This is a genomic window from Kribbella sp. CWNU-51, assembly GCF_054073265.1.
Genome location: NZ_JBSXMZ010000020.1, coordinates 1 through 22,769, shown reverse-complemented (window position 1 = coordinate 22,769; position 22,769 = coordinate 1). Strand labels below are relative to the sequence as shown.

Here is a 22,769-nt window from a genome sequence, read left to right as displayed (position 1 = left end):
TCAGTGCCTGTTGCGGGCAGAGAGCGACTTCTTGTTGCGCGCAGAGAGCGACTCCGCGGTGCCGACCAGCAGCACCGACGAGATCACGGCGACGATGAAGCCGAGCACGTTCAGCTCGAAGATGCCGCCGGTGCCGAGCAGGCTCGCGATCGTGCCACCGATCACGGAACCGGCCAATCCGAGCAGCAGCGTGGCGAGCAGACCGAGCTTCTGCTTGCCGGGCGTGAAGAGCCGGGCCAGCGCTCCGATGATGAGTCCGGCGACGATGAAGCCGATCATGTTCTGTCCTCCGAGTGCTAATGGGTCTCTGCATCCAGTGTCCGGGCCCGATGCGGTCCCGTGCAGTGGAGTTCACCCTGATCGCACCCGGAGCGGACCCTGGTCAGGCGCGCGCCAGCGCCTCGAAGAGCCTGGTGGTCTCGAGCAGGCGCGGGGTCCGCTCGAGCATGTTCAGGACGGTGGTACCGGTTCGTTCGGTGGCACGCTCGTCGTGGCCGAGCAGTTCCTTGTAGCCGGCCCGGCACGTGGACTCCGCACCGAGGATCTCGGCGTACAGCTCGACGTCCGCCAGGTCGGGGTGCGCCCGCAGCAGTTGCAGAGTGTTCTTCACGCACCTGATCAGCGTCGGCCCGGTCTTCTTCGACTCGAACTTCGACACCAGCTGGTCGGCCAGTCCCTTCGCCACGAAGTACTCCGCACTCGACACCTTGTCCCGCAGGTAGCGCACGCCGGCGGCCTCGCGAACGTCGTCGGTGAGCGCGCAGACCGCCCACTGCGGCGGCACGATGAACACCTGCGTCGACGGAACGTACGGCGGCAGCCCGCGGTCGGGGCCGAGCGGGCCGCTGTGGGTCACCGCGTTCAGGGCCGCCTTCGACGCCTGGTCGGTCGGATTCGCGTACGGCGCCATGACCAGCCGGGACGCGAAGCTCGCATCCGGTACGACGATGACCGACAGGCTGCCGGTGTTCTTCAACAGCAGCGACGTGTGGGTCGGGTCGGTGCTGGCGTCGAGCCGCACGCCGTCCATCTGGGACTCCGGCTCGAGCGGCTCGGTGGCCTGCGAGCAGTCTTTCGCCGGCTTGAGGACCGCGGTGGGGGTGCGCGGGATGACGATCGACGGGGTCCCGACCGTACCGTCGCCGGAGTCCGCGCCCTCCGCACTCGAACAACCCGCGACGGCGACCGTCGCGATCAAGACCGCAAGGGGCATAAGCGCCCGACCACGCACCGCCACGATGACCCCCCACCGCCGAGCTCCGAGGTCCCCACCTGCTCGGTTAGCCCCAGTCTCGCATCACGCGGAGTAGTTGGACAACCGTCCCGGCGGCCGCGAACTGTCCTGGGCGTGGCTTAGCCTCGCGGTATGACCGTCCATCAGCTGTCCCGGCGCGACGCGCGGCGCCTTGCGGTCCGGGCGCAACTGCTGACCAGTGAGCGGCCGCCCGGGCTGTTCGAGGTGGTCGAGGGGCTCAACGTGCTGCAGCTGGATCAGACTGCCCACGTTGCGCCGAATGCTGATCTCGTCGCGTGGAGCCGGCTCGGATCGTCGTACGACGTGCGCGAGTTGGCCGACGCGCTGGCGACGCAGGAGCTGCTCGAGTTGCGCGGGTTCGCGCGGCTGCCGCAGAGTCTGGCGCTGTTCCGGGCGGAGATGGCGGAGTGGCCGACCGGCAAGACGCCGGATGGGAAGCTGCTCGACGACCAGGTGTACCGCCGCGACTGGGTGCAGGCGAACGAAGGTTGCCGGCTCGACATCCTCGAACGCCTGCGCCAGGACGGCCCGTTGCTCATGCGCGACCTGCCGGACACCTGCGTCGTGCCGTGGAAGTCGAGCGGCTGGACCAACAACCGCAATGTCTCGCAACTGCTCGAGTTCATGATGCAGCGCGGCGAGGTGGCGATCGCGGGCCGCGACGGTCGCGACCGCCTGTGGGACCTGGCGTCGCGGATATATCCCGACGAGCCGGTGGTCCCGGTCGAGAAGGCCCGGCAGATCCGGGACGAACAGCGGTTGCGCTCGATGGGCATCCTGCGGGCGAAGGGCCCCGCGTGCCCGGGCGAGCCGCTCGACGGCGGCGTCGCGGGGGAGCCGGCCGTGGTCGACGGTGTCCGCGGTGAGTGGCGCGTCGACCCGGAGCTGCTCGGCCGGCCCTTCTCCGGACGTACGGCGCTGCTCTCGCCACTCGACCGATTGGTGTACGACCGGAAGCGGATGACCGAGCTGTTCGAGTTCGACTACCAACTGGAGATGTACAAGCCGGTCGCCAGCCGCAAGTGGGGCTATTTCGCGCTCCCGATCCTGCACGGCGACCGCCTGGTCGGGAAGGTCGACGCCACGTCGGACCGCAAGGCCGGCGTCTTCCGGGTCGACGCGATCCACGAGGACGCGCCGTTCCCGAAGTCGCTCGGCACCGCCGTCCACCGCGAACTCCGCGACCTCGCGCAATGGCTCGACCTGGAGCTCGTCGTCATGGCGTGACGCCGGTCACATCCGATGTTGACGCAAACACAAGGCATTGACGGTCCCGTATGGCTACGTGAACATCGCCGCGTGAGATCAACAGTTCGCCGTATCGCCGCCGCTGCGCTCGCTGCCACCGCCATCGCAGCTGCCGTCACCATCCAGGCCGAGGCGTCACCCACCGCGACCCCGGCCGCACCCGCCGCCGCGCACGCGGGCGGCCCGGCCGGGACCAACGACTTCCGGGGAGTGAACTGGGCCGATCCGCGGGACAACTACGCCGACGACGAGGTGGTCCCGTCCGGACTGAGTACGACGGACGACTACCGGACGACGTACCGGAAGGCGACCGGGATCGTGGGCGAGTTCCGCAAGGAGCTCAAGGCCAACACGATCCGCCTGCCGATCAACCCGTCGAGCGTGGGGACCACCTGGTGGAGTTCCTACCGCGGGGCGATCGACGCGTCGGTCGCGAGCGGCTTCAAGGTCATCCTCAGCTACTGGGAGGCCGACAACGCCAAGGACGGCCGGGTCGACGACCCGGTCCGGTACGCGGCGATGTGGGACACGGTGGTGAAGGCCTACGCCAAGAACCCGCACGTCTACTTCGAGCCGATGAACGAGCCGTTCGGCTACTCGCTGACCGAGTGGGTGTCGCTGACCTCGTCCTGGATCGCCCGGCACAGCAACGTTCCGCGCAGCCGGATCGTCATCTCCGGCACCGGCTACAACGACAACGTCACCGGTGTCGGTGCGGCGCCCGAGCTGACGGGCACGCTGCTGTCGCTGCACTTCTACGGCTTCTGGGCCTCCGACACGACCGAGGCAGCCTGGCTGGCGAACCTGCGGCCGCGGATCGGTTCGTACGGCTGGCGCACGATCATCGACGAGGCCGGCTCGCCGATGACGATCGGGCTGAACTACGGCAACCACGAGGGCAACGTCTACACGGCGTACCTCGGAGCGCTCACCCAGGTGGCGAACGAACAGAAGATGGGCATCGTCTACTGGCCGGGCCTGCGCACCGGCGACTCGTACTCCATGACCACGCAGGTCGGCCCGGCCGACCTCCAGGTCAACAGCCAGAGCGGTCGCGCGCAGCTGTGGTGGGGCTGGGGCCTGCTGAAGCAGGAGCCGACGAACACCCTGCCGCCCGCTCCGCCGGGTGAGCCCCTTCGCGGTGTGGCCAGCGGCCGGTGCGTCGACGTACCCGGCTTCTCGACGACTCCTGGTACGGCGCTCGACCTGTGGGACTGCAACAACGGGGGCAACCAGGCGTGGAACTACACGGCCGACAAGCAACTCGCCGTGTACGCCGACAAGTGCATGACCGCCGGCACCTCCGTCACGATCGAGGCCTGCACCGGTGCCACCAATCAGGCTTGGGAAGTCAATGCCGACCAAACGGTCACCAGTGTTGCCATCCCCACTCTCTGTCTGACCGCCACCGGGACCGGCAATGGCGCAGCCGTCAACACCGCCCCCTGCAACGGCTCCGACGACCAGAAATGGACCCGCTCCTGAATACAGTCGCCGGATGGAGAGCTTGGTTCGTACGGCGGGGGAGCGTGAGGTACTCGAAGCGTTTCTCGACTCGCATCGGCAGGTCGCGGTGGACAAGCTCCGCGGCCTGTCCGAGTCGGACGCGCGGCGCCGGCTGGTGCCGTCGCTGACCACACCGATCGGGCTGGTGAAGCACCTGGCCGGCGTCGAGCGGAACTGGTTCCAGCACATCGTCGCCGGGCGCCCGCGGGACGAGATCGCCGGCGACGCGCGCGGCGGCGACGCCAGCTGGCTGGTCGACGACAGCGAGACGGTCGCCGGGATGATCGCGGCCTTCGAGGAGGCCTGCGCGGAGTCGCGACGGATCGCAGCCGGCTTGCCGCTCGACCACGTCGTGTCCCGCGAAGACGTGGACGACGTCTCACTCCGCTGGATCTACGTGCACCTGATCAGGGAGCACGCCCGGCACGGCGGCCACGCCGACATCCTCCGCGAGCAGATCGACGGGGTCGCCGGCGCCTGATCGGGCCGGCGCTCGTCGGTAGATGACGGTTAAGGCTCGAGGTCAGGCGAGGCCGCCGTTGCTGAGGAGGAGTTGGGCGTTGATCCACTGGCCTCGGGGGGAGCAGAGGAAGTCGACCAGGTTGGCGGTGTCCTCCGGCGTACCGAGGCGACCGAGCGGGGTCTCCCGGGTGCCGGCGGCCCGGATGTCGTCGTTCATCCAGCCGGTGTCGATCGGACCTGGGTTGATCACGTTCGCACTGATGCCGAGGTGGGACAGCTCGTGCGCGGCGGCCAGCGTGATCCGGTCCAGCGCACCCTTGCTCGCGCCGTACGGGAGGTTGTTGACCGTGTGATCGCTGGTGAGCGCGATGATCCGGCCGGTGCCGGGGGCTCCGGTGAAGCGGCGCCCGTACTCGCGGATCAGCAGCCAGGTCGCCCGGGCGTTCACCGCGAAGTGGCGGTCGAAGCTCTCGATGGTCGTGTCGAGGATGCTCGAGTCGACGGACTCGCAGTGACACATGACCAACGCCGTGACGTTGCCCAGCCGCTCCTCGGCCGCGGCGAAGATCCGCTCCGGCGCCGCCGGGTCCACCAGGTCCGCCTCGATCGGGACCGCGGTCGCGCCGAGCTCGGTCAGCTCCTTGGTGATCTCGGCCGTCGCGCCTGACTGGACGCCCCAGTCCATGCGTTCGTCGTACGCCGCCCAGTAGGTGAAGGCGATGTCCCATCCGGAGGCCGCGAGCCGGCGGGCGATGCCGGCGCCGATGCCGATGGTCCGGCCCACGCCGGTGACGAGGGCGACTGGGCGTTGCGTGTCCGGCTGCGTCATGGGGCGATCCTGCTGGATGGCCGGTCAGGCGGCAACCGGATTCTTCACTGCGCGTGGATGATGTGCGCGTCCGGGCCGGGGAAGAACAGGGACTCGGTGTCGGTGTCGCTCCAGCGCACCAGGTACGGCGGGGCGCCGTTCGGGTCGTGCACCTCGACGATCTCGCCCTGCCGCCGGTGCGCCGACAGGTGGTTGCTCTCGACAACAACCTGGTCGCCCGCCGCGGCCTTCACCGGACCCACCCGCTCTCGCCGTTCATCAGTCACTCCTCGTCGCTCGTAGGGCGACGGCGACCCGTCGCCCGGGCACACCCCCAGCTTGGCCCCACAGCCCCGCCCGCACCACCCCTCAGCCGCTGAATCTGACCGCGCCCACGCCTTGTCAGGATGTGGGACCACCGCCGGCCGTGGCCTGTTCGCGTGTGAGGGTGGGGGCATGCGCGCTGTCGGGTTCACGAAGATCAATGGGGAGATCGTCGAGCTGGAGCGGCCGGTGCCGGAGCCGGGCGCGGGTGAGGTGCTCATCCGGGTCTCGCACGCCGGAGTCAACTTCGCCGAGGTCCAGCACCGGCGCGGTGACTTCGGGGAGCCGGAGCCGGAGGGCGACGTGCCCGGGCTCGAGGCGGCGGGCGTCGTGGCTGCGGTCGGAGCGGCGGTCAGCGGACTCGCGGCCGGCGACCAGGTGACGGCGTACCTGCCGGGCTTCGGCGGATATGCGGAGTACGTGATCGCACCGGCCGCCTTCACCTATCCGATCGGGGATCTCGATCCCGTGGTGGCGGCGGGGGCGCCGACGGTGCTGACCACGGCGTACGGTCTGCTGGCCGGCGCCGGGCGGTTGGCGGCCGGGGACACGGTGCTGGTGCATGCCGCGGCCGGTGGGGTGGGGACGGTCGCGGTGCAGATCGCGAAGGCGTTGGGTGCCGGGAAGGTGTTCGGCACGGTCGGTTCGGCGGACAAGGCGGCGTACGCGCGGCAGTTCGGGTACGACGAGGTGGTCGTGCGTGACGGATTCGCGGACCAGGTCCGGGAGCTTACCGGCGGGCGCGGAGTCGACCTGGTGCTGGACTCGGTCGGTGGGCAGACCCGCGTGGACAGCCTCGGCGTACTCGCGGTGTTCGGCCGGCTGGCGGCGTACGGGGACGCGGGGAACCATCCGGATCTGACCCTGGCGGTCCGGCCGCTGTGGAAGAGCAATCAGTTCGTCGGCGGGTTCAACATCGGGGATCTGGCGCGCCGGGCGCCGGAGCTCGTCACCCGCTTCGGCCGTGCCGGTCTGGACCTCGTCGCCGCCAAGAAGGTCCACATCGACGTCACCGACGTACTGCCGCTCTCCGATGCCGGCGTGGCCCTCGACCGCCTGGCCACCGGCGCGAACCGCGGCAAGCTGGTCCTGTCGGTCTGATCGTCAGTGGATGTCGGTGGCAAGGCGGGCGGCGAGGGCGGCGAAGATACCGGCGGTGACGCGCTCGAGACGGCGGCGGACGCTGCTACCGGCGCGGAAGAACCGCTCGGTCAGACTGCCCGCGACCAGCGCGGCGGTGGCGTCGATCGGGAACCCGACGGCGATGAAGATCCCGCCGAGCACCAGGAACTGCGTGGTCGCCGGCCAACTGCCCGTGCCGGTCGTGATGAACTGCGGCACGAACGCCAGATAGAACAGAATCACCTTCGGATTGGCCAGGTTGGTCAACGTCGCCATCAGATAGGTCCGGCGAAGCGTCCGCTTCGGTAGCTCCGGCGTCTCGTCGGGCTCGCCGACCTCGTGCCGGCTGGCACGCCAGGTCAGATAGGCGAGATACAGCAGGAAGGCAGCACCGGCGACGCGTACGCCGTTCAGCACCTGAGGTGCGGCCTGGATGAGCGCACCGAGACCGACGGCGGCGGCCAGACTGTGCACAGCCACACCGGTCGACATGCCGGCCGCGGCCACCACACCTGCCCGGCGCCCGCCGACCGCCGCATTGGCCACGATGAACAGCATGTCCGGTCCCGGTACGACGCACACCAGGAAGACAGCAACCACGAACCCCAGCACGACCGACAGATCCATGCACTCATTTTCATCCGGGGTTGCCCACGACGCCGGGGTATTTCCGACCCGTGGTCAGCGGGGGAGGGTGATGGTTGCGGTGGTTCCGCCGTCGGGGGAGGGGGTGAGGGTGATGGTGCCTTGGTGGGCCCGGGTGATCTCGAGAGCTATGGACAGCCCCAGGCCGGAGCCGCCGCTGGCGCGGGCCCGGCTGGTGTCCAGGCGGACGAAGCGTTCGAAGACGCGGAGGCGATCGGCCTCGGGGATACCGTCACCGTCGTCGGCCACGGTGATCACGGCTGACCCGTTCTGCTCGGCGGCGGTGAGGTGGACGGTGGTGTGGGCGGCCCGCGCCGCGTTGTCGACCAGGTTTCTGAGCACTTGACTGAGGCGGGCCGGATCGCCGGCCACGCGGACGGGATGAACCTCGCTCGTCACGGTGAGATCGGGTGCGGAACTCCGCAACCGCTGGAGCTCCGCCGCGACCAGGTCGTCCACGTCGACGTCCGTACGCTGCATCCGCAGGCCGGTGTCGTCCGCCTTCGCGAGCAGCAGTAGATCCTCGACCAGCCGCCGCATCCGCTCGGTCTCGGCCTCCATCACCAGATGCAGTTCCTGCCACGCATGCCCGGTGGTGTCCGCTTCGATGACCTCCAGCGCCGCCGTCAGCGTGGCCAGCGGCGACCGGAGTTCGTGACTCGCATCCGAGACGAACCGCCGCTGCATGGCCTGCCCGGTCTGCAGCCGATCGAGCATCTCGTTCATGGTCGCCGCGAGCCGCGCGATCTCGTCCCGGGTCGCCGGCACCGGGACCCGCTCGGTCAGATCTCCCGACCCGATGCCCTGCACCCGCGCCCGGATCCGCTCCACCGGCCCGAGCGCCTGCCCGACCAGCAGCCAGCCCGCCACCCCGACCACGATCAGCAGGACCGGGAACCCGATCAGCAGGTACTTCGCCACCGTGGCCACCGTGTCGCGCTGGGTCTGCACCGACGATGCGACCACCACGGTGTACGTCTGGCCGCCGTACGACGCTCCCTGCGTGACGATGAGGTAGGCGTGGTCGTCGTCGAGCAGCGGCATCTCACCGACCTCGGCCCGCAGGACCGCCCCGGACGCCGGACGGAGATCCGTCAGTGGCCTGCTGTCCACGCGCGTCGACGAGGCGGCGACCACCCGCCCGGACGAGTCCAGGACCTGGATCAGCTGGCTCGGCCGGGTCGTGTCGGTCAAATCGCGCGAGAGTCCCGCCGTACCCTCCTCGGACACCTGGCCGGCCACGTCGGCGAGCCGCCCGTCGGCCGCGTCCGACACACCGGTGATCAGCGCGCGCTGGAGGAGCAGCAGCAGTACGGCGGCGCCGAGGCCCATCGCCACGGCGACAACGATGACTGCCGCCGCGGTCGACCTGCTCCGGACGCTGGCGCGCCGCAGCCCGACTCCGACCTTCCGCCTCGCGGCCAACACACCGTTCCTTCCCGGCAGCCGAGGTTCCCGCACCCCATCATCCTCCCGGGCGCCGCGTGTAATAGGCACCGGTCGCGACCAGGCTCAGCCAGGTTGCGGCCAGCAACCACCCGGCCAGTACGTCGGTCGCCCAGTGGTAGCCGAGATAGATCCGGCTGAGCCCGATTCCCACACTGAGCAGGACGGCGACCGCCGTACCGGCGATCCGCCACACCAGCCCGGCCCGCAGCATCCACAACAACCCCGCCATCGTCAGGAAGAACACGGCCGAGTTCAACGTGTGCCCGGACGGGAACGAGTACGTCGTGTCCACGGCGCCGAGCACATAGCTGACGCTCGGCCGCGGCCGCTCGACCAGCAATTTGATGCCATACGTGAGCGCGGCAGAGCCGGCCATCGCGACAAGCAGCAGCACGGCAGGCCGCCGACTCTTGGTCACGCGCCAGAGCACCAGGGCGGCTATCAGCGTGAACACCATCAAGACCGGTACGTCGCCCAGGAAGGTCAAGGCCCGAGCCACGTCGGTCAGCTCCACGGTGCGAAGCCCGAGCACGTCGCCGGCCAGCCTGGGGTCGTCAGCAGCCAGCCCGTTGGATTCGCGCACCGAATCGGCCAGCCCGGCCACCGCGGCGACGCCCGCGCCCGCGATCACCAGACCGGGCGCCACGGCCACCAATCGCCGAACCGCCACGCCTCAGCCGCCCTCGGGATCGAGGCGGTAGCCCATGCCCCGGATGGTTTCGATGGAGCGCCGGCCGAACGGGCCGTCGATCTTCAGGCGGAGGTAGCGGATGTAGACCTCGACCACGTTGGGATCGCCGTCGAACGCGGGGTCCCAGACGCTGGCAAGGATCTCGAGTTTGCTGACGGTGTCGCCGCGGTGACGCATCAGGAATTCGAGCAGGCCGTACTCCCGGGGCGTGAGCGCGATCTCCTGTCCGGCCCGTTCGACCCGCCGCCGGGCCGGGTCGAGCACCAGGTCGCCGGCGGTCAGCGCGACCGGCCGCTCCGGACCGCCACGCCGGATCAGCGCCCGCAACCGGGCGATCAGGACCAGGAAGCTGAACGGCTTGGTCAGGTAGTCGTCCGCACCGAGATCGAACGCGTCGGTCTGGTCGTACTCCCCGTCCTTCGCGGTCAGCATCAGCACCGGGGTCCACACGCCGCGGTCCCGCAACTGCTCGAGCACCTTGTACCCGTTCACCTTGGGCAACATGATGTCCAGCACGATCACGTCGTAGCTGTTCTCCGTCGCCGCCCACACCGCGTCCTCGCCGTCGTGCACCAGCTCGACCACGAACCCCGCGTCGGTGAGACCACGGCGGACCGTGTCGGCCAGCCGGACCTCGTCCTCCACCATCAGCACCCGCATGGTCTCAGTCTCACCGCCGCTCGCTGAGGATCTGCTGAGAGCCACTCATCGGAGCGTCGCGAACACGTCGTCGAGCCGATGTCCCGGGGTCCGGCCGTGTTCGACGTACCACTCCCGTCCGAGCACCCGCCGGAACAGCCACGGTGGCAGCTTGAGCAGCAGCCCGAGCGTCCGCGCACCGTCGTCCGAGCTCGCCTGGCTGGCGTGCGCCCGGAACGCTTGCCGCTTCTGGTCCGCATACGCACGGACGTCGACACAGTGCGTGATCGCCGATGCGGGGGAGTACGCCCAGTCGTAGTCGGCCGCCCGCACCGCCGGCAGTACGCCGGGAATCGCCTCGACCACCCGGATCAGCCGCCGGATCAGCCGCCGGTCGATCGTTGCCTCCAGCACCAACGGCGTACCGGCCTGCGCGGCCGCATACACGCCGACCGCATAGACCTGCTGGTGGTCCGGATGCCCGTAGCCGCCGGCCGGATCGTAGATCGTCAACGCGTCGGCGCGCTCGGCCCGGAGCAGCTCGATCAACGGCGCCGCCGCCTCCTCGACGGGGACACGACTGAACGCGCCGTCCGCCACCGGACCCGACGACCCCGAGTCGGGGAACCCGAACCGCACGACCCGCGCACACCCCAACGCCGCGGCCGAGCTGTCCAGCTCGTCCCGCCGGTACGCCGCCAGCCGGCCGGCCATCCGGTACGACGAGGCGGCCGCACCCGCCTCGCCGTCAGTGGCGACCGCCAGGACGACCCGATGCCCTTCCGCCGCGAGCCGGGCCAGCGTGCCGCCCATCAGCAGCGCCTCGTCGTCCGGGTGCGCGTGGAAAGCCACCAGCGTGAACCGGGCAGCGTCGGTGTCCTGCGGATGTGCCACTTCCCGAGCATCGCACGGCCGCCAAGGGCCGCCCGACTCGCTCTCAGGACCCTCTCAGCAGCTGCCTTCCACGATGGTGCGATGAAGCCCAGAGCACCCCGCCGGGTCGTGACCTCAGTCCTGAGCGGGCTGGCGACCGCCGCGCTGGTTGTACTGCTCCCGCGGGCGGTGGGTGCGACCTGGAGCGAGGTCGGAGCCGTCCTCGGCCGGGTTTCCGCCGGTGCGGTCGTGGTCCTCGCGGTCGTCTGGATCGCGGGGTTGTGGGCGCATTCGTTCGTCCTGGCCGCGTCCCTGCCAGGACTGACGAAGCGCCGCGGCCTGACGTTGAGTCTGACCGGCAGCGCCGTCGCCAATGTCCTCCCGCTGGGCGGCGCGGCCGGGACCGGCCTGAACTTCGCGATGGTCCGCCGCTGGGGTTTCAGCCGGTCCGCGTTCGGCGGCTTTCTCGCCGTCACGACCCTGCTGAACACCGTCTCCAAACTCGGCGTGATCGCGGTCGCGCTCGCGCTGGTGCCGATCCTGCACAGCGCATCGGCGTTCGGTGCGGCGGGTCTGCTCTTCCTTCCGGTGCCGCTCGGCGTGGTCGCCGTCGTCTGGATGCTCGCCGACGAAAAGGTTGCCGCCGGCATCGGCGCCGCGCTCGACAAGGTCCTCCGCCGCAAGCGTGGCCGGCTGGCGGCCAGGCTCCCGGACCTGCGGCGTTCGATCCTGCGGGTCCTGCGCAACGGCTGGCGCCCGATGACGGCCGGCATGCTCGCCTACCTCGCGCTGCAACTGGCCCTGCTCTGGCTCTGCTTCCACGTCCTCGGTATCTCCTTCGCCCTTCCGGTGCTCTTCACCGCGCTGGCGGTCGAGCGGCTGCTGACCCTGGTCCCGATCACCCCGGGCGCGGCCGGGGTGGTCGAGGTGGGCACCGCGGCCGCGCTGGTCGCCCTCGGCGGCGACCCGGCCGGCGTCGCGGCCGGACTCATCCTGTTCCGCGGTTTCACCTACGCCATGGAGATCCCGGTCGGCGGCATCACGCTGGCGATCTGGTTCGGCATCCAGCACCGGACCCGGGCGCGCTCTGCCGAGTTGGAGGCGCTCGCCGGATGAGGATCGCCCTGGTCAGTGACTGCTATCTCCCGCGGCTCGGTGGGATCGAACTCCAGGTCCACGACCTCGCCGGACAATTGATCCGCGCCGGCCATCAGGTCACCGTCTTCACCGTCACCGACGGTCCGGCCGCAGCCGGCGACGTCCCCGTCGTACGACTGCCGGCGCTCGGCGGCGTACCGTTGCCAGCAGCAACCGATCGCCTGCGTCGGGCGCTGGACAAGGTCGACGTCGTACACGCCCACACGTCGCTGTTCTCGCCACTCGCCTGGCACGCCGCTCGGGTCGCACCGGCCGCCGTGATCACCCTGCATTCGTTGCCCAGTCCAACGATGCCGTGGCCGCTCGCGCACCTCGACCGGTACGTCGATCCGGCCCGCTGGACCGCGGTCAGCGAGGTGGTGGCCGGCGTACTGCGCCGATCGTTGCCCCACCGGCCGGTCGACGTACTGCACAACGGCGTCGATCCCACGCACTGGCGAAACCCCAGGCCTGGCAGGCATCCGCTGACCATCGTGAGCACGATGCGGCTCACTCGGCGCAAGCGCCCGCTGGCCCTGCTGCGTACCTTCGAGCGGATCCGCACCCTCGTGCCACCCAATGTGGACGTCAGAGCCGTCATCGTCGGCAGCGGACCGCAAGCCGCGGCGGTGGCCGCCGAGACCCGGCGTCGTGGCCTCGCGGACTGGGTCGAGTTGCCGGGACGCCTGACCCGCTTCGAGATCCAGCAGTTGTACGCCGCTGCCGATGTGTATCTCGCGCCCGCCGGGCTGGAGTCCTTCGGAGTCGCCGCCCTGGAAGCGCGCTGCGCCGGTCTGGCCGTGGTCGCGATGGCATCCGGTGGTGTCGGCGAGTTCATTCGGCACGGAGTCGAGGGCTACCTGGTCGACTCCGACGTCGAGATGGGCGAGACCACCGCCGCTCTCCTCACGGACCTCGCCCGTCTCGCGCGGATCCAGCAACACAACCGCGACACCGTTCCAGCCATGACGTGGGACCACGTCATCCCGCAGCATCTGGCGACGTACCAGACTCAGGTGTCTCTCAGTGCACTGACCCTAACGTCGGCATCATGACCCCCGACCACTCCAGCACGACCGAACTGTCCGGCTGGGGGCGGACCACTCACAAGCACACCCGCGTACGACGGCCGGACACGCAGGGCGGTGTGGTCGACGCAGTACTGGCCGAGCCCGAGGTGACGATCCGCGGCGCCGGCAAGAGCTATGGCGACGCGGCGCTGCCCGGTCGGGGGATCGTGCTGGACATGACCGCGCGCGACCGGATCATCTCGTTCGACCAGGGCAACGGGGTGATCGTGGTGGAAGCCGGCGTACTGCTCAAGGAGATCGCCGAGCAGGCACTGCCGCTCGGATGGCTGCTCCCGGTGATGCCCGGCACCGAGTGGATCACTGTGGGCGGAGCGATCGCTTCCGATGTGCACGGTAAGAACCATCCGGGCGCGGGATCATTCGGCCGGCATGTTCGGTGGCTCGCGTTGCTCCGCGCGGACGGCGTGCCCACCCAACTGTCGCCCGGCCAGGACACCGACGCCTTCTGGTCGACGATCGGCGGCATGGGCCTGACCGGCGTCATCCTGCAGGCGGCCATCCAACTCCACCGCGTCGACACCGGCTGGGCTGTCCGCGAGCGCCACCGGACCGAGTCCCTGCGCGGCACCCTGTCCGTCCTCCGAACCCTGGCCACGCACCAGGAAGCCGACCCCGATCACCACGTCGTCGCCTGGCTGGACGCCCACTCGACCGGCACCTCCCTCGGCCGCGCCCTCATCGACGAGTTCCACCCGGCCACCAGCAGAGATCTCCCCGCCGCCGTCCCGCCGTTCCCGGAACGCCGCGGGCGAACCACGGCGGCCCGGCCGACCCGCTCCCTGCCCGGGCCGGGATTGATGTCGAGGGCAACGATTCTGGCCGCGTCGGCGGCCCGGTGGCACCTGAGCCGGGCCGGGCGTCAACTGGTTCCGCTGCATGCGGCGCTCTGCCCGCTCGATCGGGCCGAGTCCTGGCCGGCGGCGTTCGGGCGTGCGGGATTGATCCAGTATCAGTTCGCCGTTCCGCCGGAGGAGGGGCACGTTGTGGAGGAGGTGCTGGGCTACCTGGCGACGCACCGGATGGCGCCGGCGCTGGCGACGCTGAAGAATCTCGGCCGCGGGTCCGGCGGGCTGTTGTCGTTCCCGATTCCCGGCTGGACGCTGGCCGTCGACCTTCCGGCGCGCTGGTTGCACGACACGGAGGCGTTACGGCCGATCGACAAGCTGGTCGCGGCCGCCGGCGGCCGGGTCTACCTCGCGAAGGACGCCCTCAGCGACCCGGACCTCATCCCAGTCATGTATCCACGGCTGCCGGCCTGGCAACGCACGCAGGCCCGCCTGGACCCGGATCGCCGCTGGACGTCCGCCCTGGCCGAGCGCCTGGGCCTGCTGCGATGACCGACGGGACCGCCTTGCTCGTCGGCGGTTCGTCGGAGATCGGCATCGCCGTACTGACCGAGCTGCTCGGGCCACCGCCGCGGCGGGTCGTGCTGGCAGGACGGCCGAGTAGCGAGCTGTGGTGGAACGCCGAGAAGCTCCGCGACCTCGGCTACTCCGTGACGACGGCGCAGTACGACGCCTGCCTGCGGGCCGATGAGGTCGACGGGATGCTCGAGCACGCCTGCGCGGACCATCCACTCGGCCTCGCGGTGTTGGCGGTCGGCACGATGACTGAAGAGTCGTTCGCCGACGGCATCGTCGTGAATGGTCTGTCCGTCGCACTGTTGCTGCGAGCGTTGGTGCAGCGCGGACCTGAGCAGATCGTGCTGTTGTCGTCGGCTGCCGCGGTCCGGCCGAGGCAGTCGATCGCGGCGTACTCGCTGGGCAAACAGCTCGCCGACTCGACGGCCGTTCTGCTCGCGCGCCAGGCCGCGGAGTCCGGCGTGCGGATCCTCGTCGTACGCCCGGGGTTCGTCGCGACCCGGATGACGGCGGGCCAGTCGAAGCCGCCGCTCGCAACCACGCCGGACCGCGTCGCCCGACGGGTCGCGGGCGCGGTGCGCAGCGGTCAGACGATCGTCTGGGCGCCACGCACGATGGGACTCGCCGTACGGATCCTCAACCTGCTGCCGCGAAGGATGCTTCCAGCCGCCTGGCGCTGAGCGCTCTCCGGATCCTCTCAGGCACTTCCGGATCTACTGAGGCCATGAAGCAGAACGCGCTCCGACGCCGTCGCCGCCGAGTACGGAAGCGCTGGATCGCGTTGGTCTGCTGCCTGTTGCTGGTCGTCCCCGCGGTGTCGTACGTCCGGGCGCTGCTATATCCGGGTAACGCGAGCTTCTCGGTCCGGACAGTCGAATGGTTCCGCGACCACGGCGGCGGCCCGATCGTCGATGCGGTCGAGAACTGGAAGTACTCACGCAATCAGCCGCCCGCCACCGGCACCCCGAGCGACGTCACGGCACCCAGCGTGACTGTCCGCTCGACCGGCGCGACCCATGCAGCGGCCGCGGGTCTGCCGGTCGTCAAGGCGCTCCCCGGCGTACGAGCGCTGCCGCACGAAGGCGCCTGGTCGGTAGCCCGGCAGACGACGGCCGGCAAGCCGCTGCTCTGGACAACCTGGTTCCGGCCCGATCCGGCGCACCTGCCGGTCTCGGTCGCTGCCGCGCTGATCCCACAGTCCGCGAACCGCCTGGTCCTGATGCCCGGCACCCGGGAACCAGTCGTCGGCATGGCCTCCCGCCACGGCTACTCGGTCCCCTCGACCGATCACGCCGCCCTGGTCGCGACCTTCAACGGCGGCTTCAAGATGAAGGACTCGCAGGGCGGCTGGTGGACCACCGAGTCCGCCGCCGTGCCGCTGGCCGACGGTCGCGCGTCCGTGGTCATCTTCCGCGACGGCACCGCGCGGATCGGCACCTGGAACCGGACCGTCCGGATGACGCCGGACGTCGTCGCGGTCCGGCAGAACCTCGATCAGCTGATTGTCGACCATCGGATCGTCGACGGCCTGACCGGGAACGCGAACGGCCGCTGGGGGAGCTACCGAAGCCAGTACCAGTACACCTGGCGGTCCGGACTCGGAACCGATGCCCACGGCAACTTGATCTACGTGGCCGGCCAGGGCCTGACGCTGGCCACGCTGGCCGCGGCGATGCAGCAGGCCGGTATCGAGCAGGGGATGGAACTCGACATCCACGCCGCGATGGTCAGGTTCGACATCGAACAGCCCGGGCCGCAGGGCACCGTCACCGGCCGACGGCTGCTCGCCTCGATGAACTCACCGTCGGATCGCTACCTGGTCGACGACCAGCGCGACTTCTTCTACGTCGTGGCCAAATGACAGACGTCCGTACGCCGGTAGTCGTCGCGCGCACCGAGTCGTCGGCCCGGTCCTTCCTGAGGCTGAGCCGGCCGCGCCAGTGGCACAAAGCCGTGATGCTCTTCGCCGCACCCGCGGCGGCCGGCGTGCTCGACCAACCCCTCGTCCTCCTCGAGGCAGCGCTCGCCGCTGTCGGGTTCACGCTGCTCGCGATCGCGATCTACGCCTTCAACGACGTCCGCGACGTCGCCGACGACCGCCGTCACCCCCGCAAGCGCCTGCGCCCGGTGGCGGCCGGGGCGATCAGTCCCGCCCGCGCCGTGTTCTTCGGCTGCGTCGCCGCGCTCCTCGGCCTCGCCGTCACGTCGACACTCGGATTGTCGACGTTCCTACTCGGCGTGAGTTATCTCGTCGCCCAGGTGCTGTACGTGCTGAAGCTGAAGCACGTCGCGGTGGTCGACCTGATCCTGGTCGCACTCGGCTTCGTCCTCCGCGCGGCCGCCGGCGGAACCGTGACCGGCGTGCCCGTGTCGCACTGGTTCCTCCTCGTCTCCCTGTTCGGCGCCCTGTTCCTGGTCACCGGCAAACGCAAGGCGGAACGGATGGCCGCGGGGGAGCCCACGGAACCGCAGGCAGCGGTCAGTCGCCCCGTCCTGGCGGCCTACTCGGACGGCTGGCTCGACCAGGTGATGACGGTCGCGTTGCTCGGCGCCGCGCTCTCGTACGGCTCGTGGGCATTCCAGCACCTCGGGTACGACGTCTACCGCGAACTCCTGGCGATCTCGTTCCTGCCGTTCCTGACCGGGCTCCTGCGCTACGCGTTGATCGTCTCGACGGGCAACGGCGAGGTCCCCGAACGCGACCTGTTCCAGGACCGCGTGCTGCTGATCGCCGGCCTCACCTGGGTCGCCCTGGTCGGGACCGGTCTGTACCTGGCCTGACACTCGAGCCGGCCCAAACTTGACGGCGTGAAGTCGCCCGACCTAGCGTTGTCGAAGCGCTTCGACTACGCCGCCCAGAGAAGGCTTCAGCTCGAGAGAGGGCTTCCCCGATGAAGTTCACCGATGGGTACTGGCAGTTGCGGGCGGGACTGACACGGCTGCGTCCGGCCGAGGTCGAGAGTGTGCAGGCCGGCGAGCGTGAGCTGACGGTGTTCGCGCCGGCGCACCGGATCGAGCGGCGCGGGGACACGCTCAACCAGCCGATGTTCACGGTGACGTTCTCGTCGCCGGCCCGTGGCGTGATCGGTGTCCGGATCGCCCACCACCTCGGCGGGCTGCCCGCGCGTCCGTCGTACCGGCTGAACACCGACGACGATCATTCGGTGAAGGTGGACGTCGGCGCCGCTGAGGCTCGGTTGACGTCGGGTGAGCTCAGCGTGGTCGTCCGGCTCGACGGGCCGTGGGACGTGCGGTTCGAGCAGGACGGGCGTCCGCTCACGAACTCCGGCGCCCGCAGCATCGGCCTGATCACCGATGCCGACGGCAAGCACTACCTGCATGAGCAACTCGCGCTGGGCGTCGGCGAGACGATCTACGGGCTCGGCGAGCGCTTCGGCCCTCTGGTGAAGAACGGTCAGATTGTCGACAGTTGGAATGCCGACGGCGGCACGTCGAGCGAGCAGGCCTACAAGAACGTCCCGTTCTACCTGAGCAGCAAGGGGTACGGCGTCCTCGTCGACAGCCCGGCCCGGGTGTCGTTCGAGGTCGGCTCGGAGGTCACCTCGCGCAACCAGTTCAGCGTCGAAGGCGAGGACCTCGGGTACTACGTCTTCGCCGGCCCGACGCCGAAGGACGTCCTCCGCCGCTACACCGGCCTGACCGGTCGGCCGGCTCGCGTTCCCGCGTGGTCGATGGGCCTGTGGCTGTCGACGTCGTTCACCACCGACTACACCGAGGAGACGACGAGCGCGTTCGTCGACGGGATGGCCGAGCGCGACCTGCCGTTGAGCGTGTTCCACTTCGACTGCTTCTGGATGCGGCAGTTCCATTGGTGCGACTTCGTCTGGGATCCGATCGCATTCCCGGACCCGGCGGGGATGATCCGCCGCCTGAAGGATCGCGGCCTGCGCATCAGTCTCTGGATCAATCCGTACATCGCGCAACGCTCAGTCCTGTTCGAGGAGGGCCGCCGGCTCGGCTACCTGCTCAAACGCCCCGACGGCTCGGTCTGGCAGTGGGACATGTGGCAGGCCGGCATGGCGATTGTCGACTTCACCAACCCAGACGCGACCGCCTGGTACCGCTCGAAGCTGCAGGCGCTGATCGACCTCGGCATCGACTGTTTCAAGACCGACTTCGGCGAACGCATCCCGACCGACGTCGCCTGGCACGACGGGTCCGACCCGGAGCGGATGCACAACTACTACGCGCAGCTCTACAACGCCGCCGTCTTCGGCCTGCTGGAGGAGAACCGCGGCGAGGGCGAGGCTGTGCTGTTCGCGCGCTCGGCTACGGCCGGCGGCCAGCAGTTCCCGGTGCACTGGGGTGGCGACTGCGAGTCGACGTTCGAGGCGATGGCGGAGTCGTTGCGCGGCGGGCTGTCGCTGGCCGCGTCGGGGTTCGGCTACTGGAGTCACGACATCGGTGGGTTCGAGGGCACGCCCGACCCGGCGATCTTCAAGCGGTGGGTGCCGTTCGGGCTGCTGTCCTCACACTCGCGCCTGCACGGCTCGTCGTCGTACCGGGTGCCGTGGGCGTTCGACGACGAGGCGGTCGACGTACTGCGGAAGTTCACCAAGCTGAAGCTCTCACTCATGCCGTACCTGATGACCGCCGCGGCCGAGGCGCACCAGGACGGTGTGCCGATGATGCGGCCGATGGTCCTGGAGTTCCCCGACGATCCGGCCGCCGCTTACCTCGATCGCCAGTACATGCTCGGCCACGATCTGCTCGTCGCGCCGGTGATGAGCTTCGACGGCGAAGTCTCGTTCTATCTGCCGGGAGGTCGGTGGACTCACCTGCTGACCGGTGAGGTGATCGCGGGTCCGCGGTGGGTGCGGCAGACGCATGGGTTCGACAGCCTGCCGGTGCTGGTCCGCGAGGGCGCGGTGATCCCGGTCGGTGCCGTCGACGACCGGCCGGAGTACGACTGGGCCGATGGTGTCGAGCTGCGCTGGTTCGCGCCGTCCGAGGATGTGACGACGACTGTCGAACTGCCGGACGCCGACGGGGGAGTGGCCGCGGTGATCGAGCTCAGCCTGCGCGACGGCCAGCCCGAGTCTCGGGTGATCGAGGGCGTCTGCGACAGCTACACCGTCAAGCTCTCCAGTACGACGGACGCCGCGGAGAAGACGGCGTAGAGCGTCTGCACACTGGTGGCCGGGGCAAGCTCGGCGGCGATCGAGGTGAGCCGGTGCATCGGTGGAACCTGCACGGTGCTCAACAGCTCGCCCTGCAGCGGATCGTCCAGGCGTAGCTCGATCGTCGCCGGCTCCGGTCCGCGGTTGGCGGCTGAGACCTGACAACTCTCGCGGCCGTCCAGCAGGACGTCGTGAAAGGCCAACCAGGCTTGGGGTTCCAGCGAGACGACCGCGTCGCCTCGGTCGCGGGCCGCAGTGGTCAAGGTGATCGCGCAGTACTCGTCGAAGCTGATGGCAGCGACATGGTCGAGTGATCGCGGTGGGATCCGCTCGCCGACGACCTCGAGCGTTGCGGTGAGTCGGAGATCGGTGCACGAACGGCCGACCATGACACTGTGCCGCGCGGTCTCGACGCAATGGCGATCTCGCGTCACGTCCCAGCACCCAAGGTCGGTCGCAGCAACGGTCAGTTCGACCTCGACGCTTTCACCCGGCAACAGCGACACCCGCCGGAAGCCACGCAGTTGCCCCAGCGGCTGCTTGACCCGCGAGAGTTGCTGATGGGTGTACAACTGGACGACTTCGCGCCCCGGACGACTTCCGGTGTTGGTGACGGTGAACGTGACCCGGACCTCGCCGTCGGCCGGGATCGACGGCGAGCTGAGCCGCAGATCGCCGTACGCGAAGGTTGTGTAGCTGAGGCCGTGACCGAAGGGGTAGAGCGGTGTGCCCCGGTAGTACAAGTACGTCGCGTCGGTCGCGATGATGTCGTAGTCGAGGAGATCGGGGAGATCCGCGGCGGAGTGGTACCAGGTCTGGGTCAGGCGCCCAGCTGGGTCGGTGTCGCCGAGGAGCACGTCGGCAAGGGCGCGTCCGTACTCCTGGCCGCCGTGCGCCGACCAAAGGATCGCCGGCAACTGCTGCTGCGCCCAGCCGATCGCGAACGGGTAGCTGCTGCTCAGCACCAGCACCGTGCGGGAGTTCGCCGCGTGGACCTGACGGATCAGCCGGTCTTGCGCCACCGGCAGGTCGAGGTTGGAACGGTCCTCGGTCTCCCGGCCGTTCACCAGCGGGTGGTTGCCGACGACAACGATCGCGACGTCGGCGCGGGCGGCCACCTCGGCGGCCCGGGCCGCGCCGTCGATCACGACGTCGAGCTCGAAGCCGGTCGCCTCGTCGGACAGCGTGACAGCTCCGGTCGCATCGACGTGCAGATAGCGACCGCTGTGCAGGTGCTGGACGAGAACCGTGCCGGCAACCTGCACAAGCCGGAATGTCTGCTTGACCTCCCAACCGTTCGGGCCGGGCTGGTCCGCGACGAGCGTGCCGTCGTCGGTGACAGTCAGGTGCCGGCCGTTCCGCACCGAGCGCAACGCGCACGCGTCGCCGCCCCAATCGAACACGTCGAACTCACCAGGCTCGGCCTCGGCACGCAGTACGGCGTCTGCACTGATCGCGAGATACGTCGAAGCGCCGGCGACGCGCAGCGTGATCCGGTCGACCCCTCGCAGTACTCGACGCGTTCGGGACCCAGTCGCTCGACGATGCCGTCCAATGCGGTGATCTGGTATGGGAGGGTCCCGGCGTACCAGTCCTCCGCGAGACGGCCGGCGAGCGGTCCGACGACGGCTATCCGCTTGATCGCCGAAGCCTCGAGGGGCAGGACCTGGCACTCGTGTTTGAGCAGGACGATGGCCTGCCGGGCCGCGTCCTGGGCGAGTTGGCGATGTGCCGGACAGTTCACCAGATCCGGCTCGAGCCAGCGGTAGGGGTCGAGCTCGGGTGGATCGAATTCGCCGAGACGGAAGCGGATCACGAGAACCCGTCGGACCGCGGTGTCGATGTCCGCCGGAGTGATCAGACCCCGATCGAGTCCCTCGGTCAGCCGCTCGATCGTCGGAGTGGAGTCGGAGCCGTCCTGGGTGAAACTGTCCACGCCGGCCTTGAGCGCCGCGGCGTACGCGGTGGGTCCGTCGGGGTGGTACTGCTGCAGGCCGAAGAGGTTGCCTGGCGCGTACGCATCGCTGACGACCAGCACGTCGTCGGCGGTCCATGTGCGGAGGGCGTCGTTGATGAGCGGGCTGAGATGAGCGGGGCGTCCGTTGACCAGGTTGTACGACGGCATCACCGCCACGGCCGCACCGGACTCGATCGGCGCGCGGAACGCCGGGAGTTCGTAGTCGTGCAGGACCCGCGGCGGCAGGTTGCTCGAGGTGGTGCAGCGGTCGGTTTCGTTGTTGTAGGCAAGGAAATGCTTGAGGGTCGGCGCGGTCTTCAGGTACGCCGGGTCGTCGCCGGCCAGGCCGCGTCCGTAGGCGGTGGCGATGACGCCGGTCAGCCAAGGATCCTCGGCGTACCCCTCTTCGTTGCGTCCCCAGCGCGGGTCGCGGAGCGGGTTCACCACCGGAGCCCAGACGTTGAGGCCGACGCCGGCCGGGTCCTTGCGGTGGAAGATCCGGACCTCGTCGCCGACCGCGGCGCCGACCGCGCGGACGAGGTCCAGGTTCCAGCTGGTCGCGAGGCCGATCGCCTGCGGGAACACCGTCGCCGGACCGAGCCACGCGACGCCGTGCAAGGCCTCGGTGCCGGTGCGGAACGCGTCCAGGCCGAGCCGCGGGATCGGCGGCTGGTGCTGGTGCAGCAGCGCGGTCTTCTCGTCCAGGGTGAGCCGGGCCAGCAGGTCGTCGATCCGCTCGCCGACTGGCCGAGCCGGGTCGCGGTACGGGGGAGGCGTGGCTGCAGTACTCATCGGCGTCGACTCCGCTGCGAGCTGTGTGTCGAAGCGCTTCGAGCGAGTCTGACGGTGATGATCGAAGCGCTTCGACAGATGGGCGTGAAGAGAGGTTCGCATCCCCGGCCACCGAGGTCAAGACCTCACCGGCACGCGCTTTCCATCCACCTGACAAGCCGGTTGGGGAGGATCTTGCCCCCGAATCGGGCGGCAGATTCAGGGGATTGTTGCAACGCCTGATTGTTGGAGGGTGTTGTGATGGGGCGGAAGTTGTCCGAGGTGCGGT

General features: G+C 69.6%; 22 protein-coding genes. 11 read left to right on the top strand and 11 right to left on the bottom strand.

The window, feature by feature from the left end:
• Both ACXC9Q_RS21880 and ACXC9Q_RS21875 read right to left on the bottom strand, forming a co-directional pair.
• Window positions 1-279: a GlsB/YeaQ/YmgE family stress response membrane protein gene (locus tag ACXC9Q_RS21880; RefSeq protein WP_457058475.1), complete on the bottom strand. Its 279-nt coding sequence runs from the start codon at window positions 277-279 to the stop codon at window positions 1-3.
• A 103-nt stretch (window positions 280-382) separates the two neighbouring features.
• Window positions 383-1,213 carry a hypothetical protein gene (locus tag ACXC9Q_RS21875; RefSeq protein WP_457058474.1) on the bottom strand — a complete coding sequence of 277 codons (831 nt, stop codon included), beginning with the start codon at window positions 1,211-1,213 and terminating at the stop codon, window positions 383-385.
• A 153-nt stretch (window positions 1,214-1,366) separates the two neighbouring features.
• Here ACXC9Q_RS21875 and ACXC9Q_RS21870 point away from each other — a divergent pair, with 153 nt between their 5' ends.
• The 3 genes from ACXC9Q_RS21870 to ACXC9Q_RS21860 all read left to right on the top strand — a co-directional run bounded on the left by ACXC9Q_RS21870 (window position 1,367) and on the right by ACXC9Q_RS21860 (window position 4,490).
• The gene (locus ACXC9Q_RS21870; RefSeq protein WP_457058472.1) at window positions 1,367-2,482 is read left to right on the top strand and encodes a DNA glycosylase AlkZ-like family protein; all 1,116 of its coding nucleotides are present in this window, start codon (window positions 1,367-1,369) and stop codon (window positions 2,480-2,482) included.
• A gap of 72 nt (window positions 2,483-2,554) precedes the next feature.
• Window positions 2,555-3,988 (top strand): ricin-type beta-trefoil lectin domain protein, encoded by a 1,434-nt coding sequence (locus ACXC9Q_RS21865; protein ID WP_457058471.1) that lies wholly within the window; start codon window positions 2,555-2,557, stop codon window positions 3,986-3,988.
• Between the two features lie 13 nt (window positions 3,989-4,001).
• Window positions 4,002-4,490 (top strand): DinB family protein, encoded by a 489-nt coding sequence (locus ACXC9Q_RS21860; RefSeq protein WP_457058470.1) that lies wholly within the window; start codon window positions 4,002-4,004, stop codon window positions 4,488-4,490.
• A 42-nt stretch (window positions 4,491-4,532) separates the two neighbouring features.
• Here ACXC9Q_RS21860 and ACXC9Q_RS21855 read toward each other — a convergent pair whose 3' ends face one another.
• Together ACXC9Q_RS21855 and ACXC9Q_RS21850 are read right to left on the bottom strand one after the other, a co-directional pair.
• Complete coding sequence (locus ACXC9Q_RS21855; RefSeq protein WP_457058469.1) at window positions 4,533-5,300, bottom strand: SDR family oxidoreductase; 768 nt, start codon at window positions 5,298-5,300, stop codon at window positions 4,533-4,535.
• A 44-nt stretch (window positions 5,301-5,344) separates the two neighbouring features.
• Entirely contained in the window at window positions 5,345-5,566 is a 222-nt protein-coding gene (locus ACXC9Q_RS21850; protein ID WP_457058468.1) for a DUF1918 domain-containing protein, read from the bottom strand.
• A gap of 169 nt (window positions 5,567-5,735) precedes the next feature.
• Between ACXC9Q_RS21850 and ACXC9Q_RS21845 the strand changes: the two genes are divergently transcribed.
• Window positions 5,736-6,704: a quinone oxidoreductase family protein gene (locus ACXC9Q_RS21845; protein WP_457058467.1), complete on the top strand. Its 969-nt coding sequence runs from the start codon at window positions 5,736-5,738 to the stop codon at window positions 6,702-6,704.
• 3 nt (window positions 6,705-6,707) lie between these two features.
• Here ACXC9Q_RS21845 and ACXC9Q_RS21840 read toward each other — a convergent pair whose 3' ends face one another.
• Genes ACXC9Q_RS21840 through ACXC9Q_RS21820 form a run of 5 tightly spaced genes read right to left on the bottom strand, consistent with a single transcriptional unit; the run spans window position 6,708 to window position 11,043 of the window.
• Window positions 6,708-7,352 (bottom strand): LysE family translocator, encoded by a 645-nt coding sequence (locus tag ACXC9Q_RS21840; protein WP_457058466.1) that lies wholly within the window; start codon window positions 7,350-7,352, stop codon window positions 6,708-6,710.
• Window positions 7,353-7,406: 54 nt separating this feature from the next.
• Window positions 7,407-8,795 carry a sensor histidine kinase gene (locus tag ACXC9Q_RS21835; protein ID WP_457058465.1) on the bottom strand — a complete coding sequence of 463 codons (1,389 nt, stop codon included), beginning with the start codon at window positions 8,793-8,795 and terminating at the stop codon, window positions 7,407-7,409.
• A gap of 40 nt (window positions 8,796-8,835) precedes the next feature.
• Window positions 8,836-9,489: a phosphatase PAP2 family protein gene (locus ACXC9Q_RS21830; RefSeq protein WP_457058464.1), complete on the bottom strand. Its 654-nt coding sequence runs from the start codon at window positions 9,487-9,489 to the stop codon at window positions 8,836-8,838.
• 3 nt (window positions 9,490-9,492) lie between these two features.
• Window positions 9,493-10,170 (bottom strand): response regulator transcription factor, encoded by a 678-nt coding sequence (locus ACXC9Q_RS21825; RefSeq protein WP_457058463.1) that lies wholly within the window; start codon window positions 10,168-10,170, stop codon window positions 9,493-9,495.
• 45 nt (window positions 10,171-10,215) lie between these two features.
• The gene (locus ACXC9Q_RS21820) at window positions 10,216-11,043 is read right to left on the bottom strand and encodes a PIG-L deacetylase family protein (protein WP_457058462.1); all 828 of its coding nucleotides are present in this window, start codon (window positions 11,041-11,043) and stop codon (window positions 10,216-10,218) included.
• A gap of 81 nt (window positions 11,044-11,124) precedes the next feature.
• Here ACXC9Q_RS21820 and ACXC9Q_RS21815 point away from each other — a divergent pair, with 81 nt between their 5' ends.
• The 7 genes from ACXC9Q_RS21815 (at window position 11,125) to yicI (ending at window position 19,752) form a co-directional block, all read left to right on the top strand.
• Window positions 11,125-12,138 carry a lysylphosphatidylglycerol synthase transmembrane domain-containing protein gene (locus ACXC9Q_RS21815; protein WP_457058461.1) on the top strand — a complete coding sequence of 338 codons (1,014 nt, stop codon included), beginning with the start codon at window positions 11,125-11,127 and terminating at the stop codon, window positions 12,136-12,138.
• Window positions 12,135-13,214 carry a glycosyltransferase family 4 protein gene (locus ACXC9Q_RS21810; protein WP_457058460.1) on the top strand — a complete coding sequence of 360 codons (1,080 nt, stop codon included), beginning with the start codon at window positions 12,135-12,137 and terminating at the stop codon, window positions 13,212-13,214. The genes ACXC9Q_RS21815 and ACXC9Q_RS21810 overlap by 4 nt, the downstream gene beginning before the upstream one ends.
• A complete protein-coding gene (locus tag ACXC9Q_RS21805; RefSeq protein WP_457058459.1) occupies window positions 13,211-14,587 on the top strand; it encodes an FAD-binding oxidoreductase in 1,377 nt (458 codons plus the stop codon). Before ACXC9Q_RS21810 ends, ACXC9Q_RS21805 begins: the two co-directional genes overlap by 4 nt.
• The gene (locus ACXC9Q_RS21800; RefSeq protein WP_457058458.1) at window positions 14,584-15,291 is read left to right on the top strand and encodes an SDR family NAD(P)-dependent oxidoreductase; all 708 of its coding nucleotides are present in this window, start codon (window positions 14,584-14,586) and stop codon (window positions 15,289-15,291) included. Before ACXC9Q_RS21805 ends, ACXC9Q_RS21800 begins: the two co-directional genes overlap by 4 nt.
• A 44-nt stretch (window positions 15,292-15,335) precedes the next feature.
• Window positions 15,336-16,472 carry a phosphodiester glycosidase family protein gene (locus ACXC9Q_RS21795; RefSeq protein WP_457058457.1) on the top strand — a complete coding sequence of 379 codons (1,137 nt, stop codon included), beginning with the start codon at window positions 15,336-15,338 and terminating at the stop codon, window positions 16,470-16,472.
• Window positions 16,469-17,392, top strand: a complete 924-nt coding sequence (locus ACXC9Q_RS21790) for a decaprenyl-phosphate phosphoribosyltransferase (protein ID WP_457058456.1) — start codon at window positions 16,469-16,471, stop codon at window positions 17,390-17,392. The genes ACXC9Q_RS21795 and ACXC9Q_RS21790 overlap by 4 nt, the downstream gene beginning before the upstream one ends.
• A gap of 110 nt (window positions 17,393-17,502) precedes the next feature.
• Window positions 17,503-19,752, top strand: coding sequence for an alpha-xylosidase (gene yicI / locus ACXC9Q_RS21785; RefSeq protein ID WP_457058455.1), 2,250 nt, complete (start codon window positions 17,503-17,505; stop codon window positions 19,750-19,752).
• Here the strand turns inward: yicI and ACXC9Q_RS21780 are convergent.
• Window positions 19,701-21,155, bottom strand: a complete 1,455-nt coding sequence (locus tag ACXC9Q_RS21780) for a glycoside hydrolase family 3 C-terminal domain-containing protein (RefSeq protein WP_457058454.1) — start codon at window positions 21,153-21,155, stop codon at window positions 19,701-19,703. The two genes, yicI and ACXC9Q_RS21780, sit on opposite strands and share 52 nt — an antisense overlap.
• Entirely contained in the window at window positions 21,095-22,501 is a 1,407-nt protein-coding gene (locus ACXC9Q_RS21775; RefSeq protein ID WP_457058452.1) for a glycoside hydrolase family 3 protein, read from the bottom strand. Before ACXC9Q_RS21775 ends, ACXC9Q_RS21780 begins: the two co-directional genes overlap by 61 nt.
• Window positions 22,502-22,769 lie beyond the last annotated feature (268 nt).

Coding starts and splice junctions, on each gene's coding strand:
- ACXC9Q_RS21880 (WP_457058475.1), bottom strand. CDS start 279: ATGATCGGCTTCATCGTCGCCGGACTCATCATCGGAGCGCTGGCCCGG.
- ACXC9Q_RS21875 (WP_457058474.1), bottom strand. CDS start 1,213: ATGCCCCTTGCGGTCTTGATCGCGACGGTCGCCGTCGCGGGTTGTTCG.
- ACXC9Q_RS21870 (WP_457058472.1), top strand. CDS start 1,367: ATGACCGTCCATCAGCTGTCCCGGCGCGACGCGCGGCGCCTTGCGGTC.
- ACXC9Q_RS21860 (WP_457058470.1), top strand. CDS start 4,002: ATGGAGAGCTTGGTTCGTACGGCGGGGGAGCGTGAGGTACTCGAAGCG.
- ACXC9Q_RS21855 (WP_457058469.1), bottom strand. CDS start 5,300: ATGACGCAGCCGGACACGCAACGCCCAGTCGCCCTCGTCACCGGCGTG.
- ACXC9Q_RS21845 (WP_457058467.1), top strand. CDS start 5,736: ATGCGCGCTGTCGGGTTCACGAAGATCAATGGGGAGATCGTCGAGCTG.
- ACXC9Q_RS21840 (WP_457058466.1), bottom strand. CDS start 7,352: ATGGATCTGTCGGTCGTGCTGGGGTTCGTGGTTGCTGTCTTCCTGGTG.
- ACXC9Q_RS21825 (WP_457058463.1), bottom strand. CDS start 10,170: ATGCGGGTGCTGATGGTGGAGGACGAGGTCCGGCTGGCCGACACGGTC.
- ACXC9Q_RS21815 (WP_457058461.1), top strand. CDS start 11,125: ATGAAGCCCAGAGCACCCCGCCGGGTCGTGACCTCAGTCCTGAGCGGG.
- ACXC9Q_RS21810 (WP_457058460.1), top strand. CDS start 12,135: ATGAGGATCGCCCTGGTCAGTGACTGCTATCTCCCGCGGCTCGGTGGG.
- ACXC9Q_RS21805 (WP_457058459.1), top strand. CDS start 13,211: ATGACCCCCGACCACTCCAGCACGACCGAACTGTCCGGCTGGGGGCGG.
- ACXC9Q_RS21800 (WP_457058458.1), top strand. CDS start 14,584: ATGACCGACGGGACCGCCTTGCTCGTCGGCGGTTCGTCGGAGATCGGC.
- ACXC9Q_RS21795 (WP_457058457.1), top strand. CDS start 15,336: ATGAAGCAGAACGCGCTCCGACGCCGTCGCCGCCGAGTACGGAAGCGC.
- ACXC9Q_RS21790 (WP_457058456.1), top strand. CDS start 16,469: ATGACAGACGTCCGTACGCCGGTAGTCGTCGCGCGCACCGAGTCGTCG.
- yicI (WP_457058455.1), top strand. CDS start 17,503: ATGAAGTTCACCGATGGGTACTGGCAGTTGCGGGCGGGACTGACACGG.
- ACXC9Q_RS21775 (WP_457058452.1), bottom strand. CDS start 22,501: ATGAGTACTGCAGCCACGCCTCCCCCGTACCGCGACCCGGCTCGGCCA.